The sequence below is a fragment of the Segatella intestinalis genome, assembly GCF_029348455.1.
GTDB lineage: Bacteria > Bacteroidota > Bacteroidia > Bacteroidales > Bacteroidaceae > Prevotella.
This window is the reverse complement of sequence record NZ_JARJVV010000013.1, coordinates 102,419-117,966: the sequence shown is the minus strand read 5'-3', so window position 1 is coordinate 117,966 and position 15,548 is coordinate 102,419. Positions and strand designations below refer to the sequence as shown.

The following is a 15,548-nucleotide window of genomic DNA, read 5'->3' as shown; positions in this document are numbered from 1 at the left end:
TTATGCAAATTTTCAAAGAACTATTTCGTATATTAAAGTGTTAAAAATCAGTAACTTAGCTGCACCGAAATAACACCATTTTTTATACCGGATTTTTGATTCGAATTTTGAACACCCTACCTGTAAGGGCAAAAGCTTTAAAATACACCTAATAAAAATGGAAAATCCGTTGCGATATGTAAAGCTTTTGCCCTTACAGGTAGGGTGTTCAAAATCTATTAATTTTCCGACACGTTTTTTGCACCAAAATACAAGTTAATTCACACGAAATCAACGTGTTAAGAATTCAAAAATGTGACATTTTTTAGTTCTGCGCAATATTCGTGTCGATAATTATTGAATATCAGTTAGTTGAACCGATTATTCGACTAAAAAACGTGCCAAATTTTAAACGGATTTTGAACACCCTACCTTACAGGGCGACAAGTTTGCAAGCATAATAACCCAGGGCGATGCCCTGGGCTAAGAGCTTCTGCCCTTTCAGGGCGTGCTGCTTATAGGGGCTTTCTGCCCGTGCCGACCTGTACAGGTCAAATCATCTTTTATAGCAGCATATTACTGGTCAGGATTCTCGACGAAACCCTGGTACTCGGGGACGAGCCCAGACATGATAGCGTCGTAACTCTTTGTCATCTGGTTCTTGATATTCTCGGCACCCTTGCCTATCGGCTGGATGGGCTCGTGAATAGTAAGACGAAGAGGATGCCAGAAAATCCAATACATGTCCTTCATGCGCGGCTTCACATCGAAACTGCCGTTGATGGTGAGCGGACAGACGGGCAACTGCAACTCGTCTGCCAACATGAAGGCTCCTCGACGGAACACACCCATGTGACCTGTGAAGGTGCGGGCACCTTCGGGGAAGACTACCAATGACATTCCTTCCTGTAGTTCCTCGCGGGCCTTGTCGTAAGAGGCACGTATCTTGGAAGGGCCGCTCTTGTCGACAAAGATGTGATGGGCATACTGGCAGGCAATACCTACCAAGGGCACCTTGCGGAGCGCCTTCTTCATCATCCACTTGAAGTTACGACCTAAGAAGCCATAAATCAAAAAGATGTCGAATGACCCCTGATGGTTGGCCACGAACACGTAGCTCTGATTCTTCTGCAGATGTTCCCTGCCTTCTACCTTGACGGGCAGCAGGAGAAGACGGATCCACAACTGCGACCACAACTTGCCAGGATAATAGCCCCAGAAATGGCCATTACCCAACATACAGCCCAAGACTGTGATGACACTGGTCAAAATGCTTGCCACCAAAAGGATTGGAAGACAAATCAACAACTGATAAATGCGATACAGATACTTCATTTGTGGTTCAATATTTTTTTGAATGATTTTTTTCGTGGAAAGTTATTTTTTTTGAGAAGTTAGAGAAGTTAAAGGAAGTTATCACTCCCTTCGGTCGTTCGAGAAGTTAAGGGATTTCAGTGTGATAACCACAATCTCGGCGGTGGAACCGACACGGATGGGAACCACACCACCTAAGCCGGCGGTGGTAAAGAGCTGACAGCCCTCGCGCTCATAGAGGCCATAGTCATAGGGAGCAAACATCGTGGGACGTAATCCGAACACGGATATTTGTCCGGCATGGGTGTGGCCGCTCAGAGTGAGCTGCGGCGCCACCAACACCTCGCCTTTCCTGCCATACACCTGGTTGATGCGCGAAGGAACCATGTCCTCCCACTGCGTGGGGATGTGCTGAAGCATTAGGACGAAGTGGCCTGGACGGATGCCCCGAAGCGCCTTTGCCACATTGGCATGAGCAGGTTTCTTGAAGTTTTCTGTGCCCGCAACATAGATGGAGTCGGAACCGCGATGCACCACGGCGTGCTCGTTGAGAAGCAGATGCCATCCCATCTGCCATTCCAGCCGGCGAGTCTCCTGCTCCTGCCTGAGACAGGTGAGCGAGTCGGCTTTCACATAATAGCTGTAGTCATGATTGCCCAGCACACTGTATACGCCGTCCTTGGCACGCAGGGAGGAAAGCATTCTGACGTAAGGCTTGAGCTCGGACGGACGGGTGTTCTGAATATCGCCAGTGAAACAAATCATATCGGGATGCTGGGCATTGATGCTGTCGACATCACGCTGTGGCAGATCGCTGCGCCAACCGTAATAGGATCCAGCATGGAAATCGCTGAAGAGGACAATGCGATAGCCGTCGAAACTGGCAGGAAGCTGGGGCACAGCTATGGTGACACGCTTCACCTCCAACTCACGGAAGCCATAAGTGAAGCCATAAAGGAAAACGCCGACGGACAGGAGGCCCATGACAAGACCTATGAGCCGCCCCCAGTTGCGCCTGCCCTTGAGTGCCTTCATCACACACCAGCCTACAAAACTGAACAGGGCATAGACGAAGACGGGAACGGCAAACAGCGCCATGACGACAAACCACACGTCGACAAGCACCGGACGGTCGGGCACGAAGTTGGGTTGTAGCGCTAAATAGCCACTATAGCCAATGACGACGGATGCCGGAAGCCAAAGCAACAAGCGCCTCGCCAAACGGCTGCGACGCAGCTCATGACAGAAGCACCACAGATAAGGCAAAAGGGTGCCCAAGAGAATCCATATATATATGCGTGCTATCATTTCTTAATCAAACTACTCTGTAAATAACGGCGCATCAACTCGACGGGGATGCCACGGCGACGCGCATAGTCGCGCAACTGTTCTTCGTCAATCTTGCCCAGGTCGAAATAATGGGCCTGAGGATGGGCGAACATCAGTCCCGACACACTGGAATGGGGCATCATCATGCCGCTCTCGGTAAGCCGGATGCCAATCTGCGACATGGTGAGAAGCTGGTCGATTTCGAAGTTGACGCTGACATCGGGCAACGACGGATAGCCCACGGCAGGACGGATGCCCTGATATTCCTCACGATGAAGCTGCTCCATCGTGAGACGCTCATGGGGAGCATAGCCCCAGAAGTGGCGACGAACCTCTAAGTGCATCTTCTCGACCGTGGCCTCGGCAAGGCGGTCGCTCAGCACCTGTGCCATCATCGACAGATAATCGTCGCCCCTGTAAGCCTCCAGCACTCCTGCCTCGACGGAGGCACAAAACAACCCTACCCTGTCGCGCACGCCGCCTGAAAGAGGACGCACGAAATCGGCAAGACAGAGATTGGGGCTTCCGGCAGCCACTGGATGCTGCTGGCGCAACAGAGGAATGCGGGTGAACCTGGCATCGGCTGTGTCATCTGCATAAAACAGCAGGTCGTCCATGTCGGCATTGGCTGAGTAAAGGGCAAAGATCGCATGGGTGTGATAACGCCCCTGCCACGACTGCATCATGGCGGAAGCCTCATCACGCAGCCGCTGTTTCTCGGCCAAAGGCTTACCACTCATGCCCCAGGCATGATAGAAATAAAGCCAGTTGATGTAGGGTACTACTTCGTCTATATCGTATGTGAGGACCTGCGAGTGCATCCTTTAAACTTTAAAGATTAAACATTCCCTCAAGGCATTTGTATTAACTTCTTAACGCCTCCTGAATTTTGCTTCTGGATTTAACTTCTGAACAGAATGGGCTGTCCCTTAACAGAGGCATCGAAGGCACCCTTGTCGTAGACGAGACGGCCATTACAGAAGGTCTGCTCCACTCGCCACTGGAACTCGTGGCCCTCCATAGGACTCCACCTGCACTTACTCTGAATCTGGTCGCGAGTCAGTGTCCAGGGAGCATGGGGACGAACGATGACGATATCGGCCTGATAACCCTCGCGCAGGAAACCACGCTTCTCTACTTCGAAGAGACGAGCAGGCTGATGAGCCATCAGCTCTACCATCCGCTCGAGGGTAAGCACGCCCTCATCTACCAGTTCGAGCATGGTGACCAAGGAGAACTGAACCATCGGCATGCCCGAGGCAGCCTTGGCGCAACCTCCCTGCTTGTCTTTCCACTCATGGGGAGCATGGTCGGTACCTATGGTGGCGATTCTGCCGTCAGTCAGAGCCTTGCGCAATGCCGTGCGGTCGGACAGGGTCTTGATGGCAGGGTTGCACTTGATGAGCGCCTTCTTGGTAGCATAATCCGCCTCGGTGAAATAGAGGTGGGCAATGACAGCCTCGCCCGTCACCGAGGAACCTGGCGTAAAGAGGTCGAGCTCGCGAGCCGTTGTGACGTGGGCGATATGCAGACGAGTGCCATACTCATGAGCCAACTGCACAGCCAGACGACTACTCTCATAGCAGGCCTGTTCGCTGCGTACTGCGGGATGGAACTCTACCGCGGGGTCGTCGCCATACCGCTTCTTAAAGGCTGCCATATTGCTGTTGATGATGTCGGTATCCTCGCAATGAGCCATCAAGGGCAAGTCGAGATCGTGAGCTGCCTGGAAGATGCGGCGCAGCGACTCAGCCTTGTCGACAAGCATATTGCCAGTGCTGGAGCCCATGAAGAGCTTGATACCGGGAATGCGATGACGGTCCAACTGGGAGAAACTCTCCACATTGTCATTGGTGGCGCCGTAGAAGAAGGCATAGTTGACATGACTTTTTTGGCTGCCGAGAGCCGTCTTGTCGGCCAGGGCTTCGAGTGTAGTGGTCTGAGGCACCGTGTTGGGCATGTCGAAATAAGAGGTGACGCCGCCAAAGGCTGCGGCCCTGCTCTCACTCTCGATGTCGGCCTTGGCAGTGAGACCGGGCTCACGGAAATGCACATGGTCGTCGATCACTCCTGGCATAACAAAACACCCCGAGGCATCGACTGTCTTGTCGAAACTGCCACGAGGTGCTTCTTCGCCATTATAAATATGTGTTATCTGTTCGCCATCGACAACGAGGTATCCTCGGAATGTCTTTCCCTCGTTGACGATAGTTCCATTTTTAATCAATGTTTTCATACCTGGTTATTCTTTTTTTTCTGGAATGGTAGGACGCGCCAGGTCGTTGGGTGTAGGCGCTGGCGTTGCTTCGGGCGCAGGCTGGGCTGACACGGCTGGTGCTCCGGTCTGCATATCGCGGGTTCCGTTCATGATCTGCTCGTTCTCCTGAGCCTTCTGATAATAGTCCTTTACATAAGAGTCGTTCTTGAAATGGTCGGTGGCCTTGCTCATGATGTCCTCTATCCATGGGGTGAGCATGGGATACTGATTGCCCATGGTGACGAGGAAGAAGACGCCTGCTCCGAGCACATTGTCGAAGTTGTCGGTCACGAAAGTAGTCACCAACTTGTCTTCCTGTTCAGCCAGGCGGTTGGCCTCAGCTGTGAGCTGACGGGTCACGACGTTCATGTCGCTTCCGTTCATGATGGCCTGGTCGTGCTTATGCACAAGTTCGCGCTGCTGATTCTGCAGCTGCTGATATTTCTTGAAGAAGCCAAACAACTTGTCGTTGAGAGGGCTTCCGCTTACCACCTGCTGTGTATCGTCAAGCTTGACCGTGATGGCTCCGCTCTCCAGGACAAGGGGCAACACGGGCTCATCGTCCATAAAGATATTGGCCATTCTTACAGAATCAAGTGTGCCGTCGAAGTGGAACTGTCCGTGAACGACGTCACAGGAGTCAACGCTCTTGAACTCTGCGTCCTTCAAAACTTTCAGGTAGAGCATACGTCCGTCCAACGTGCTCACATTGGAAGTTCCGGTTATGTCGTAACTGTTGGCACACGATGTCAACGTCAATAAGGAAATAAATGCGTAAAATATCTTGTTCATAAGCTGTTTTCTATTTCGGCTAACAAAAGTACAATGTTAAATTGAAGTACGAAAAAAAATTTATGCTATTTAATTGAATATTGCATGTATTTAGGTTTTATTTGCATTCTTCCTTTTTCAATTCATGCGAAATACGGTGTGTGGTGTACAATTCGATGAGGGCTGCCACCAACAGAAACACCACCCACTTGTTGTAGAAATAGGTGATATAGGTCTCGTAGTTGGAAAACCAGTTGCGGGCAAAGGCATAGACTGTATCTACCATCGAGATGCCCGACAGCACGAAGAAGATGTCGGCCACTGCCTGAATGCGCTTCAGACGGTGAACCACCTGCGACGAGCCTTCATAGAGTTGCATCGATTGCATCACGCTGAAAGCTACCGTGCCCAAGAGGAAAAGCCAGCTGGTGTAAAGGGTCAGCTGGGGATAAATCATATAACCGAAGGCGAAGCAGCCTGCGCCTATCACCATCAACACTCCTCCTAATATAAAAATAGATGTTTGAATCTTATTCAGTTGTTTCATTGTCTTGTTCGTTGTCATTATTCGGTAAATCAGTACTCAGCACAAAAATATCCTCGTCATCTGCCTTCATGAAATAGCGCTCACGGGCTATCCGCTCGTAAGCCCTGCCGCCATGATTCATCTCATGCCACATCTGGATGTCATTCTGATAGAGAGTAGTGTACTTGTCTATCTCCAACTGCAGGTTATGGATCTGAACTTTATATTTTATATGCTGCATGATGCTGTTGTCGTCGATGAAACCGACCACCAGCACGCCCACCACAATCACTATAAGATACTTATAATGAGAGAGGTAGTTCCATATTATACTCAATCTTCTGCTCATTAATTTATGAATTTGTTTGCAAAGATAATATTTTTTTGTTATCTTTGCATCATCATTTAAGAAAAAATAATGGAAGAATATATTGTTTCTGCAAGAAAGTACCGTCCGATGACCTTTGATTCGGTTGTAGGACAGAGCGCTCTGACCACAACGCTCAAGAATGCCGTGAAGAGCGGCAAGCTGGCTCATGCCTATCTGTTCTGCGGTCCAAGAGGTGTAGGAAAGACCACCTGTGCACGCATCTTCGCCAAGGCCATCAACTGCGAGCACCCCAAGGAGGACGGCGAGGCATGCAACGAGTGCGAGAGCTGCAAGTCGTTCAACGAACAGCGGTCGTACAACATCTTTGAGCTCGACGCCGCCAGCAACAATGGTGTGGACCACATCAAGGAGCTGATGGAGAAGACGCGCATACCGCCACAGATCGGAAAGTACAAGGTGTTTATCATCGACGAGGTACACATGCTCAGTTCTGCAGCCTTCAATGCCTTCCTTAAGACACTGGAGGAGCCGCCACAGCACGTCATCTTCATCCTCGCCACCACCGAGAAACACAAGATTCTGCCTACCATCCTGAGCCGATGCCAGATATACGACTTTGAGCGCATGACCGTGCCCAACACCATCAACCACCTCAAGATGGTGGCTGAGAAGGAAGGCATCAGCTACGAGGAGCAGGCGCTGGCAGTAATAGCCGAAAAGGCAGACGGAGGTATGCGCGACGCTCTCTCGATATTCGACCAGGCGGTGAGTTTCTGCCAGGGCAACCTGACCTATCAGAAGGTGACAGAAGACCTCAACGTGCTGGACAGCGACAATTACTTCAAACTGATAGACTGTGCACTGGAGAACAACGTGTCGGAGATGATGCTCCTGCTGAACGGCATCTTGGACAAGGGATTCGACGGCGGCAACATGATACAGGGTCTGGCACAGCATGTACGTAACGTGCTGATGGCGAAAGATTCCAAGACGCTTCCCCTATTGGAAACCAGCGAGGCTCAGAAAGCCAAATATCAGCAACAGGCTCAGAAGGCGCCTACACCTTTCTTATATAAGGCGCTGCAGATAGCCAACAAATGTGACATCAACTACCGACAGAGTTCAAACAAACGACTGCTGGTGGAGCTCACACTGATAGAGATCGGACAGATCACCCAGCCCGAGGACAAAGACATTCCGAGTGCGGGGCGTACGCCCAATAGATTAAAATCCCTGTTTCAGAAAATCATAGCCCAGCTGAAGCCTGCCATTCAGGGTGCAGGTGCTGAGCTTAAAGGCAACGGTGAGGAGAGCAACGAAAAAACTCCTCAGACTGCTGTCCAGCCCCTTCATGCTTCGGAAAACGAAACCAACAACGAGGCTGCCAATAACAAACATCAAGTAAAACCCATCAGCAAAGGCGCCGTCAAACTGGGAACCATCGGCATGACCTTCAGCAACCTGAAGAAAAACATGGAGATGGTAAAACAGCAGTTGAACCCTACCGCCGACGTGAAAGCCATCAGAAGCACTGATGACTCCGAACAATGCGAATTCAACGAAGACGCCCTGCAGTATCAGTGGACGGGCATGTGCGTACGCATGGCACAGAACAACAAAGAACTCATAGGTCTGTCGCACCGTATGCAGGCCATCAAGCCCAAGCTGACGAAATGCCCCAACATAGAAATTGTCGCCGACAACCAACTGTTGCTCGACGACATGCAAAACATTAAAAACAGAATCAGAAACACACTGGTTCGGGGGTTGCACAACACCAACATCGTCATCTCCTACCGACTTTCTCACAAAGAGGAAGTCAAGAAGATTCTCAACAAGAGAGAGGTGCTGGAGAATATGAGAAAAGAAAACCCTGCCTTGGACAAGCTTTGCAATACGCTGAAGCTGGTGATGACATGATGGTTTATCGGGAGTTAAAGGAGTTATTCCTTAACTCCTTTAACTCCTAAAAAAATCTCCTTAAATCAGCGACATTCCAGCTTTCTCACATTCCTCGCGCATTTCCTCAGGCCATATACTTGCCTGAATCTCGCCGATGTGAGCTTTATGCAACAGAACCATACAGAGACGGCTCTGGCCGATACCGCCACCAATGCTCAATGGCAACTTGCCGCCAAGCAACTGCTTGTGGAAATAGAGTTTCTCGCGGTCTTCCTTGCCTTCCAACTTCAACTGGCGCAACAGACTCTCCTTGTCCACACGAATACCCATGGAACTCAACTCGAAACTTCTGCCCAATACAGGATACCAGATCAGGATATCGCCATTAAGACCTGGCAAACCATTCTCAGCCACCGTACTCCAGTCATCGTAGTCGGGAGCTCGGCCATCATGCTTCTTTCCATCGCTCAACTTGCAACCGATTCCCTCGATGAATACGGCACCATACTTCTCGCAGATGGCATCCTCACGCTCCTTGGGAGTCTTGTCGGGATACATATCCAACAACTCCTGGGCATGAATAAAGTGAATCTCTTTGGGCAGGAAAGGCTTAATCTGTGGATAATGCTCACAGGTAAGATACTCAGTGCGCAAAATGGCAGCATAGATGCGACGAACCACATCGCGAAGGAAAGCCAACGTGCGGTCTTTCTTCTCGATCACTGCCTCCCAGTCCCACTGGTCTACATAGAGAGAGTGAAGGTTGTCCAACTCCTCGTCGGCACGGATGGCATTCATATCTGTATACACGCCATAACCAGGCTCTATCTCATACTCCGCCAAGGTAAGGCGCTTCCACTTAGCCAGCGAGTGAACCACCTCAGCCTGGGCGTCTCCTAAGTCCTTGATGGGGAAGGTTACAGGACGCTCCACACCGTTGAGGTCATCATTGATACCTAAACCTTTCAACACAAAGAGAGGTGCTGTCACACGACGAAGACGCAACTCTGTAGCCAAGTTCTGCTGGAAGAACTCTTTTATCAACTTGATTCCCATCTCGGTCTGACGCATGTCCAGCAATGCCTGATAACCGATAGGCTTTATAAGCTTACTCATTTTTGCATTAGTATTTAAAATTCTGTGCAAAGATACAAAAATATTATCATACTGCAACTATTCTGAACAATATTTTTATATTTTGTTAATCATTTTATCCATTTTCCTTTCTTTTTGTATAGACTTTATGCACTTTTTACTAACTTTTCCGACTTTTCGGCTCTCATACCTCACCAAATGACGAAAGAAAGCAACCTGTACTCACTTTATTCATTCAAAATTTGGTCAATTCAAATAAAATCTGTATTTTTGCACACGTATATGCCAACGTACAGCACGTTTCCTATACCTTATTATATATAAGGGCTCCGTAGCTTAGCTGAATAGAGCGTCAGATTCCGGTTCTGAAGGTCCTGGGTTTGAATCCCAGCGGAGTCACTAATTTTATTAAAAAACTGCAGTTTCACAAGGGTGGAAGTGAAAGAAGTTAGAAAAGTTAAAGAAGTTACAGCCATATCCTTTACTGCCAAAGTATCAGCAAAAGACCATTGCCTTAACTCCATAACCGCTAAACTCCAGAACTTCTGAACCCAGCGAAAGTTCTATTTTCAAAATTATGGACTTAGTAGAAAGATTTATCAATTACACCAAATTCGACACACAGTCGAGCGAAGACTCCGACAGTGTGCCCAGCACTTCGAAACAGTTGGAATTTGCCAAGTACCTGAAAAAGGAGTTGGAGGACGAAGGACTCAGTGATGTGGAGATGGACGACATGGGTTACATCTACGCCACACTGAAAGGCAATACCAAGAAGGAAACACCTACCATTGGCTTCATTTCACACATGGACACCAGTCCTGATGCAAGTGGCAAGGATGTCAAGGCAAGAATCATACGCAACTATGATGGAAACGACATCGAACTGAGCCCTGGCATCATATCAAGCGTGAGCAAGTTCCCTGAGCTGAAAGCCCATAAGGGCGAAGACATCATCGTCACAGACGGCACCACTCTGCTGGGAGCCGACGACAAGGCTGGTATTGCCGAAATCGTACAGGCGATGTGCTATCTGCGCGACCACAACGAAATCAAGCACGGCGACATACGTGTAGGCTTCAACCCTGACGAGGAGATCGGTATGGGAGCTCATCATTTCGATGTAGACAAGTTTGCCTGCGACTGGGCTTACACCGTTGACGGCGGCGACTTGGGCGACCTCGAATACGAGAACTTCAATGCCGCTGGTGCCAAGATCAAAATCAAGGGTGTGAGCGTGCATACCGGTTATGCCAAGGGCAAGATGGTGAACGCCAGCCGACTCGCCGTAGAGTTCCAGAACATGATTCCCGAGGACGAGACGCCAGAGGCTACCGAGGGCTACCAGGGTTTCTATCATCTCATTGGCATCGAGAGCCGATGCGAGGAAGCCAAACTCAGCTACATCATCCGCGACCACGACCGCAGCAAGTTCGAAGACCGCAAGAAATTCATTGCCGACTGCGCCAAGAAACTCAACGAGAAATACGGCGAGGGAACCTGCACGGCCGAGATCAACGACCAATACTACAACATGAAGGAGAAGATAGACCCCAACATGCATGTCATCGACATCGTGCTGAGAGCCATGCAGGAAAGCGGAGTTCCTCCTCGCGTGGAACCTATCCGTGGCGGAACCGACGGAGCACAGCTCAGTTTCAAAGGTCTGCCCTGTCCTAACATCTTCGCCGGTGGCGTCAACTTCCATGGTCCTCACGAGTTCGTCAGCATACAGGTCATGGAGAAAGTAGTTCAGACCATCGTCAAAATAGCAGAAATAACAGCCGAATACAACGACTAATCATAAGAAGTAAAGGAGCTTCATGATGCCAACAAAACCTAAACACTACATCAGGTTCTGGCTCATGAGCTCCTTTGCTTTTAGAAAGTAACTCAACTTTCGCAAATGGGGAAGTTACAGAAGTTAAATTAGAAAGTCATGGCAGAAATTCCATTCCTCGTAAAAGACCTCGCACTCATCCTGATGGTAGCAGGAATTGTTACCCTCTTGTTCAAGAAACTCAAGCAACCCCTTGTGTTAGGCTATATCGTGGCAGGTTTCCTGGTCTCTCCCCACATGCCCTACACCATGTCAGTGATCGACGACAACGACATTCAGACCTGGGCAGACATCGGCGTCATCTTCACCCTGTTCTCGCTCGGACTCGATTTCTCGTTCAAGAAGATCGTGAAGATGGGAGCATCGCCCATCATCTCCACCGTCGTCATCGTGTTCTGTATGATGATGCTGGGCATCAGCGTGGGTCATGGATTCGGCTGGAACAAGATGGACTGTATCTTCCTCGGAGGCATGCTTGCCATGAGTTCCACCACCATCATCTATAAGGCCTTCGACGACATGGGACTGCGGCAACAGAAGTTTGCCAGTATGGTGATGAGTGTGCTCATCCTGGAAGACATTCTTGCCATTGTTATGATGGTGATGCTTTCGGCCATCGCAGGAGGAAACACGCCCGACGGCGAACAGATGTTTGAGTCGGTCATCAAGATTGTCTTCTTCCTCATCCTGTGGTTCATCGTGGGCATCTTTGCCATCCCACTCTTCCTCAGGTCTGTGCGCAAACTCATCAACAGCGAGACGCTTCTCATCGTGTCCCTCGGACTCTGCTGCGGCATGGCGGTACTGTCCACCAAGGTGGGATTTTCCAGTGCTTTCGGTGCCTTCGTCATGGGCAGCATCCTTGCCGAGACCATTGAGGCAGAGAAAATCATCAAGCTGGTAGAGCCTGTTAAAAACCTCTTCGGAGCCATCTTCTTTGTGTCGGTGGGTATGCTGGTTGATCCACAGATCCTGGTCGACTATGCCCTGCCTATCCTTGCCCTCGTGCTCACCATCCTGATAGGTCAGGCTGTATTGGGAACCTTTGGTTTCATGCTGGGCGGTGAGTCGCTCAAGTCGGCCATGCGATGCGGCTTCTCCATGGCTCAGATAGGCGAGTTCTCGTTCATCATCGCCTCGTTGGGATTGTCTTTGGGTGTCATCAGCAAGTTCCTGTATCCTGTGGTCGTGGCGGTTTCGGTCATCACCACCTTCCTTACACCTTATATGATACGCCTTGCCACGCCAAGCTACCAGGTCATGGAGAAGCATCTGCCCAACAAGTTGATCACAGCACTCAACCATCTGGCGACCAACCGCCCATCCACCACACAACAGAGCAAATGGAAGGCGCTCCTCAGACAGATGACAGTCAACACCGTGGCCTACTCCATCCTGAGTGCGGCTGTCATAGCCTTGATGTTCACGTTCGTACTTCCCTTAATGCGCAACCTACTGCCAGGCTGGCGACTCCATTGGTACGCCAATGCCATCACGGGCGTGCTCACCGTCATCTTCATAGCACCCTTCCTGCGTGCCATCGTGATGAAGAAAAACCACAGCAACGAGTGGAAACGACTGTGGGTGGAGAGCAGCATCAACCGCATACCGCTCCTCTCCACCATCGTGGTGAGGTTTATGATAGCCCTGGGCTTTATCTTCTATATCTGCAACTTCCTGAGCCGGTTTACCGATGCGCTGATGATCAGCATCGGTATTGTGGCGGTATTGCTCATCATCGTTTCCAGAAGAACGAAGAAACGAAGCATCAAGATGGAGCGTCTGTTCATCCGCAACCTTCGCTCACGCGACATCGAGGCACAGGTGAAGGGCACCAAACGGCCTCTCTACGAGGGACACCTGCTCGACCGAGACATCCACATCAGCGAGTTTGAGGTGCCTGAAGACTCTACCTGGTGCGGACACACACTGAGAGAACTCAACCTGCGTCAGCGCTTCGGCATCGACATGAGCAGCATCTATCGCGGATCAAGAAGAATCAACATCCCCAACGGCGACACCACTATATTCCCCTGCGACAAACTGCAGATCATCGGCAATGACGAACAGACACAGAAGTTCAACAACGCCCTGCAGACTGAACTTGTACCCGAGGACTTGGATATAGAGAAAAGAGAGATGAAGCTTCGCCAGTTGGTAATCAGTGGAAAGAGTGAGTTCTGCGGCAAGACCTTGGGCGAAAGCGGAATCCGTGACAAATACGACTGTATGGTTGTCGGACTGGAAGAAGGCTTGGAGAGTCTCACCAAAATTTCGCCTTCCTACACCTTCCAGAAAGGCGACATCATCTGGATCGTTGGCGAAGAGGCGGCCCTGCAGAAAATCATGAATAAGAATTAGGAAGGGAGAGATTTCAGGAGTTATGGGGTTATGGAGTTAAAGGAGTTAAGACAATAGCATTTGAGGAAATGTGTTATGTTAAATGTTTAATTTTCAATCCACAAAGGCTATTGGCTATAACTTCTAACAACCGAAGGGAGTGATAACTTCTTTAACTTCCGCGAATTAAGGCTGTTGTCTTAACTCCCTTAACTCCTTAACTCCTTTAACTCCAGAATAAATCTCCTTTAACTCCAGAAAAAATCTCCTTAATTTAGTAAATGCGTGGTCCAAATATAGCTGTACCTACACGAACCAAAGTGGCTCCATGCTGGATAGCTATCGGATAGTCATGACTCATGCCCCAGCTGCGCTCACAGAACGCATCATCATCGGCAAAGTACTTGGCTTTCACCTCATCGAAGAAGCGAGCTGCCGTGTCAAACTCGCGGGCTATCTGCTCGGTGTCATCCGTATTAGATGCCATCATCATCAGTCCACAAATCTGCACATGCTCCATTGAACGCCATTCTCCTTCTTCCAACAAGGCACGGCAAGCGTCCAATGTCAGTCCGTACTTGGTCTCTTCCGCAGCAATATGAAGTTCCAACAACACCTTCACCACCCTGTCGTGCTTGGCAGCCTGCTTGTTGATTTCCTTCAACAACTTGAGACTATCCACAGCTTCTATCATACTGATGTAAGGCGCTATGTACTTCACCTTGTTGGTCTGCAGATGACCGATGAAATGCCATTCTATGTCTTTGGGCAGATCTGCCACCTTCTTGGCAAGTTCCTGCTCATGACTCTCTCCAAAAATTCGTTGTCCCTCTGCATAGGCAGCCGACAAATACTCCTCGGGATGAAACTTGCTGATGGCGACCAGACGAACACCCTTAGGCAACTGGTCTAACACCTCATGCAAGTTTTTTGCTACATCATACATTATATTATAGTATTATTGAACTTTAGCAAGTTTTTATGCCTCTTCGTACTCAGGCTTGTCGTTCTTCTCTTCCTTGTTTTCTCCAGGAACAGTATGTTCAAACACGTCCATCACCTTGGTCTCAGCCAGAGCCACAACATCATAATCGTTCATGGTCTTACCCATCACCTCGTCGATATAGCGCAGGGCACGGGCAAGCGACTTGGCCTGCACCAGGTAGTTGACGGTAGTACGCTTCTCCTTCTCGGTTTTGTCATCAATGGTGATAAACGACAACTTGGCCTTGTACCATTTGTCGTCGCCATCCATATCACTGAAGAACACCTCACCATAGGCAGCCTTGCTGATGCCCGACACCTTAAATTCGCCAGACACATAGACAGCCATCTCGTCGGTGATACGACTCTCAGCCTCAGTAAAGCTCAGCGCGTCTACTACATAAGCCTCGGTAACTGGCTTCTCGGAGCCATCCTCCTGAGCCTTGGTGTATCTTACTTTGGTTTCAAACCATGTACTCATTCTTGATCTCATAACGATTCGTTTTTAATTGGTCATTAATATTAAAATAGAACTCGCGCAAGTACAGAAACTATCTTCTTGAGAAATTATTATTTTAAGAAGTTAGAGAAGTTAAAGAAGTTATCACTCCCTTCGGTCATTAGAAGTTATAGCCAATAGCCTTGGAGGAAATGTTGAACATTTTATTTCATGTCCACAAAAGCATTTGTCTTAACTCCTTAACTCCAGAGAAATCTCCTGGACTCCCCAAATACTCCCTCTTGCGAAAATTCCATATCTTTTTCGAGATGCAAAGTTATAAAAAAGAAAGCATAAGAACAACACAATGCTACAGAATTTAATAAAAAATAAAAAATCTGTCGTTTCTTTTCTCAAATATCACTGAAATTTCTTACCTTT

General features: G+C 49.2%; 13 protein-coding genes and 1 tRNA gene. 4 read left to right on the top strand and 10 right to left on the bottom strand.

All coding sequences use genetic code 11. The features are described 5' to 3' along the window. Positions 1–555: 555 nt before the first annotated feature. The 7 genes from P3T48_RS10210 to P3T48_RS10180 all read right to left on the bottom strand — a co-directional run bounded on the left by P3T48_RS10210 (position 556) and on the right by P3T48_RS10180 (position 6,525). Positions 556–1,314, bottom strand: a complete 759-nt coding sequence (locus P3T48_RS10210) for a lysophospholipid acyltransferase family protein (RefSeq protein WP_276506612.1) — start codon at positions 1,312–1,314, stop codon at positions 556–558. A gap of 81 nt (positions 1,315–1,395) precedes the next feature. Further along, on the bottom strand, positions 1,396–2,601 hold the full coding sequence (locus P3T48_RS10205) for a metallophosphoesterase (protein WP_276506611.1): 1,206 nt from the start codon (positions 2,599–2,601) through the stop codon (positions 1,396–1,398). Next, the gene (locus P3T48_RS10200) at positions 2,598–3,443 is read right to left on the bottom strand and encodes a vitamin B12 dependent-methionine synthase activation domain-containing protein (RefSeq protein ID WP_276506610.1); all 846 of its coding nucleotides are present in this window, start codon (positions 3,441–3,443) and stop codon (positions 2,598–2,600) included. The genes P3T48_RS10205 and P3T48_RS10200 overlap by 4 nt, the downstream gene beginning before the upstream one ends. Positions 3,444–3,523: 80 nt before the next feature. After that, a complete protein-coding gene (locus P3T48_RS10195) occupies positions 3,524–4,858 on the bottom strand; it encodes a dihydroorotase (RefSeq protein WP_276506609.1) in 1,335 nt (444 codons plus the stop codon). A gap of 6 nt (positions 4,859–4,864) precedes the next feature. Continuing rightward, the gene (locus P3T48_RS10190; protein ID WP_276506608.1) at positions 4,865–5,671 is read right to left on the bottom strand and encodes a DUF4369 domain-containing protein; all 807 of its coding nucleotides are present in this window, start codon (positions 5,669–5,671) and stop codon (positions 4,865–4,867) included. A 97-nt stretch (positions 5,672–5,768) separates the two neighbouring features. Then, entirely contained in the window at positions 5,769–6,197 is a 429-nt protein-coding gene (locus P3T48_RS10185; protein ID WP_276506607.1) for a hypothetical protein, read from the bottom strand. After that, positions 6,181–6,525 (bottom strand): hypothetical protein, encoded by a 345-nt coding sequence (locus P3T48_RS10180; RefSeq protein WP_022251357.1) that lies wholly within the window; start codon positions 6,523–6,525, stop codon positions 6,181–6,183. Before P3T48_RS10180 ends, P3T48_RS10185 begins: the two co-directional genes overlap by 17 nt. Positions 6,526–6,594: 69 nt before the next feature. Here P3T48_RS10180 and P3T48_RS10175 point away from each other — a divergent pair, with 69 nt between their 5' ends. Further along, on the top strand, positions 6,595–8,427 hold the full coding sequence (locus P3T48_RS10175) for a DNA polymerase III subunit gamma/tau (RefSeq protein WP_276506606.1): 1,833 nt from the start codon (positions 6,595–6,597) through the stop codon (positions 8,425–8,427). 60 nt (positions 8,428–8,487) lie between these two features. On the opposite strand, the gene asnA is transcribed toward P3T48_RS10175, so the two are convergent. Beyond that, entirely contained in the window at positions 8,488–9,525 is a 1,038-nt protein-coding gene (gene asnA / locus P3T48_RS10170) for an aspartate--ammonia ligase (protein WP_022251359.1), read from the bottom strand. Positions 9,526–9,829: 304 nt separating this feature from the next. Here asnA and P3T48_RS10165 point away from each other — a divergent pair. From P3T48_RS10165 to P3T48_RS10155, 3 genes are all read left to right on the top strand, one after another. Then, positions 9,830–9,903, top strand: a tRNA-Arg gene (locus P3T48_RS10165). A 178-nt stretch (positions 9,904–10,081) separates the two neighbouring features. Next, positions 10,082–11,305 (top strand): peptidase T, encoded by a 1,224-nt coding sequence (gene pepT / locus P3T48_RS10160; RefSeq protein ID WP_158463184.1) that lies wholly within the window; start codon positions 10,082–10,084, stop codon positions 11,303–11,305. A 138-nt stretch (positions 11,306–11,443) separates the two neighbouring features. After that, entirely contained in the window at positions 11,444–13,705 is a 2,262-nt protein-coding gene (locus tag P3T48_RS10155; RefSeq protein ID WP_276506605.1) for a cation:proton antiporter, read from the top strand. A gap of 253 nt (positions 13,706–13,958) precedes the next feature. On the opposite strand, the gene P3T48_RS10150 is transcribed toward P3T48_RS10155, so the two are convergent. After that, positions 13,959–14,630, bottom strand: a complete 672-nt coding sequence (locus tag P3T48_RS10150; RefSeq protein ID WP_276506604.1) for a YggS family pyridoxal phosphate-dependent enzyme — start codon at positions 14,628–14,630, stop codon at positions 13,959–13,961. A 33-nt stretch (positions 14,631–14,663) separates the two neighbouring features. After that, positions 14,664–15,161, bottom strand: coding sequence for a DUF4494 domain-containing protein (locus P3T48_RS10145; RefSeq protein WP_158463181.1), 498 nt, complete (start codon positions 15,159–15,161; stop codon positions 14,664–14,666). Positions 15,162–15,548: the final 387 nt, after the last annotated feature.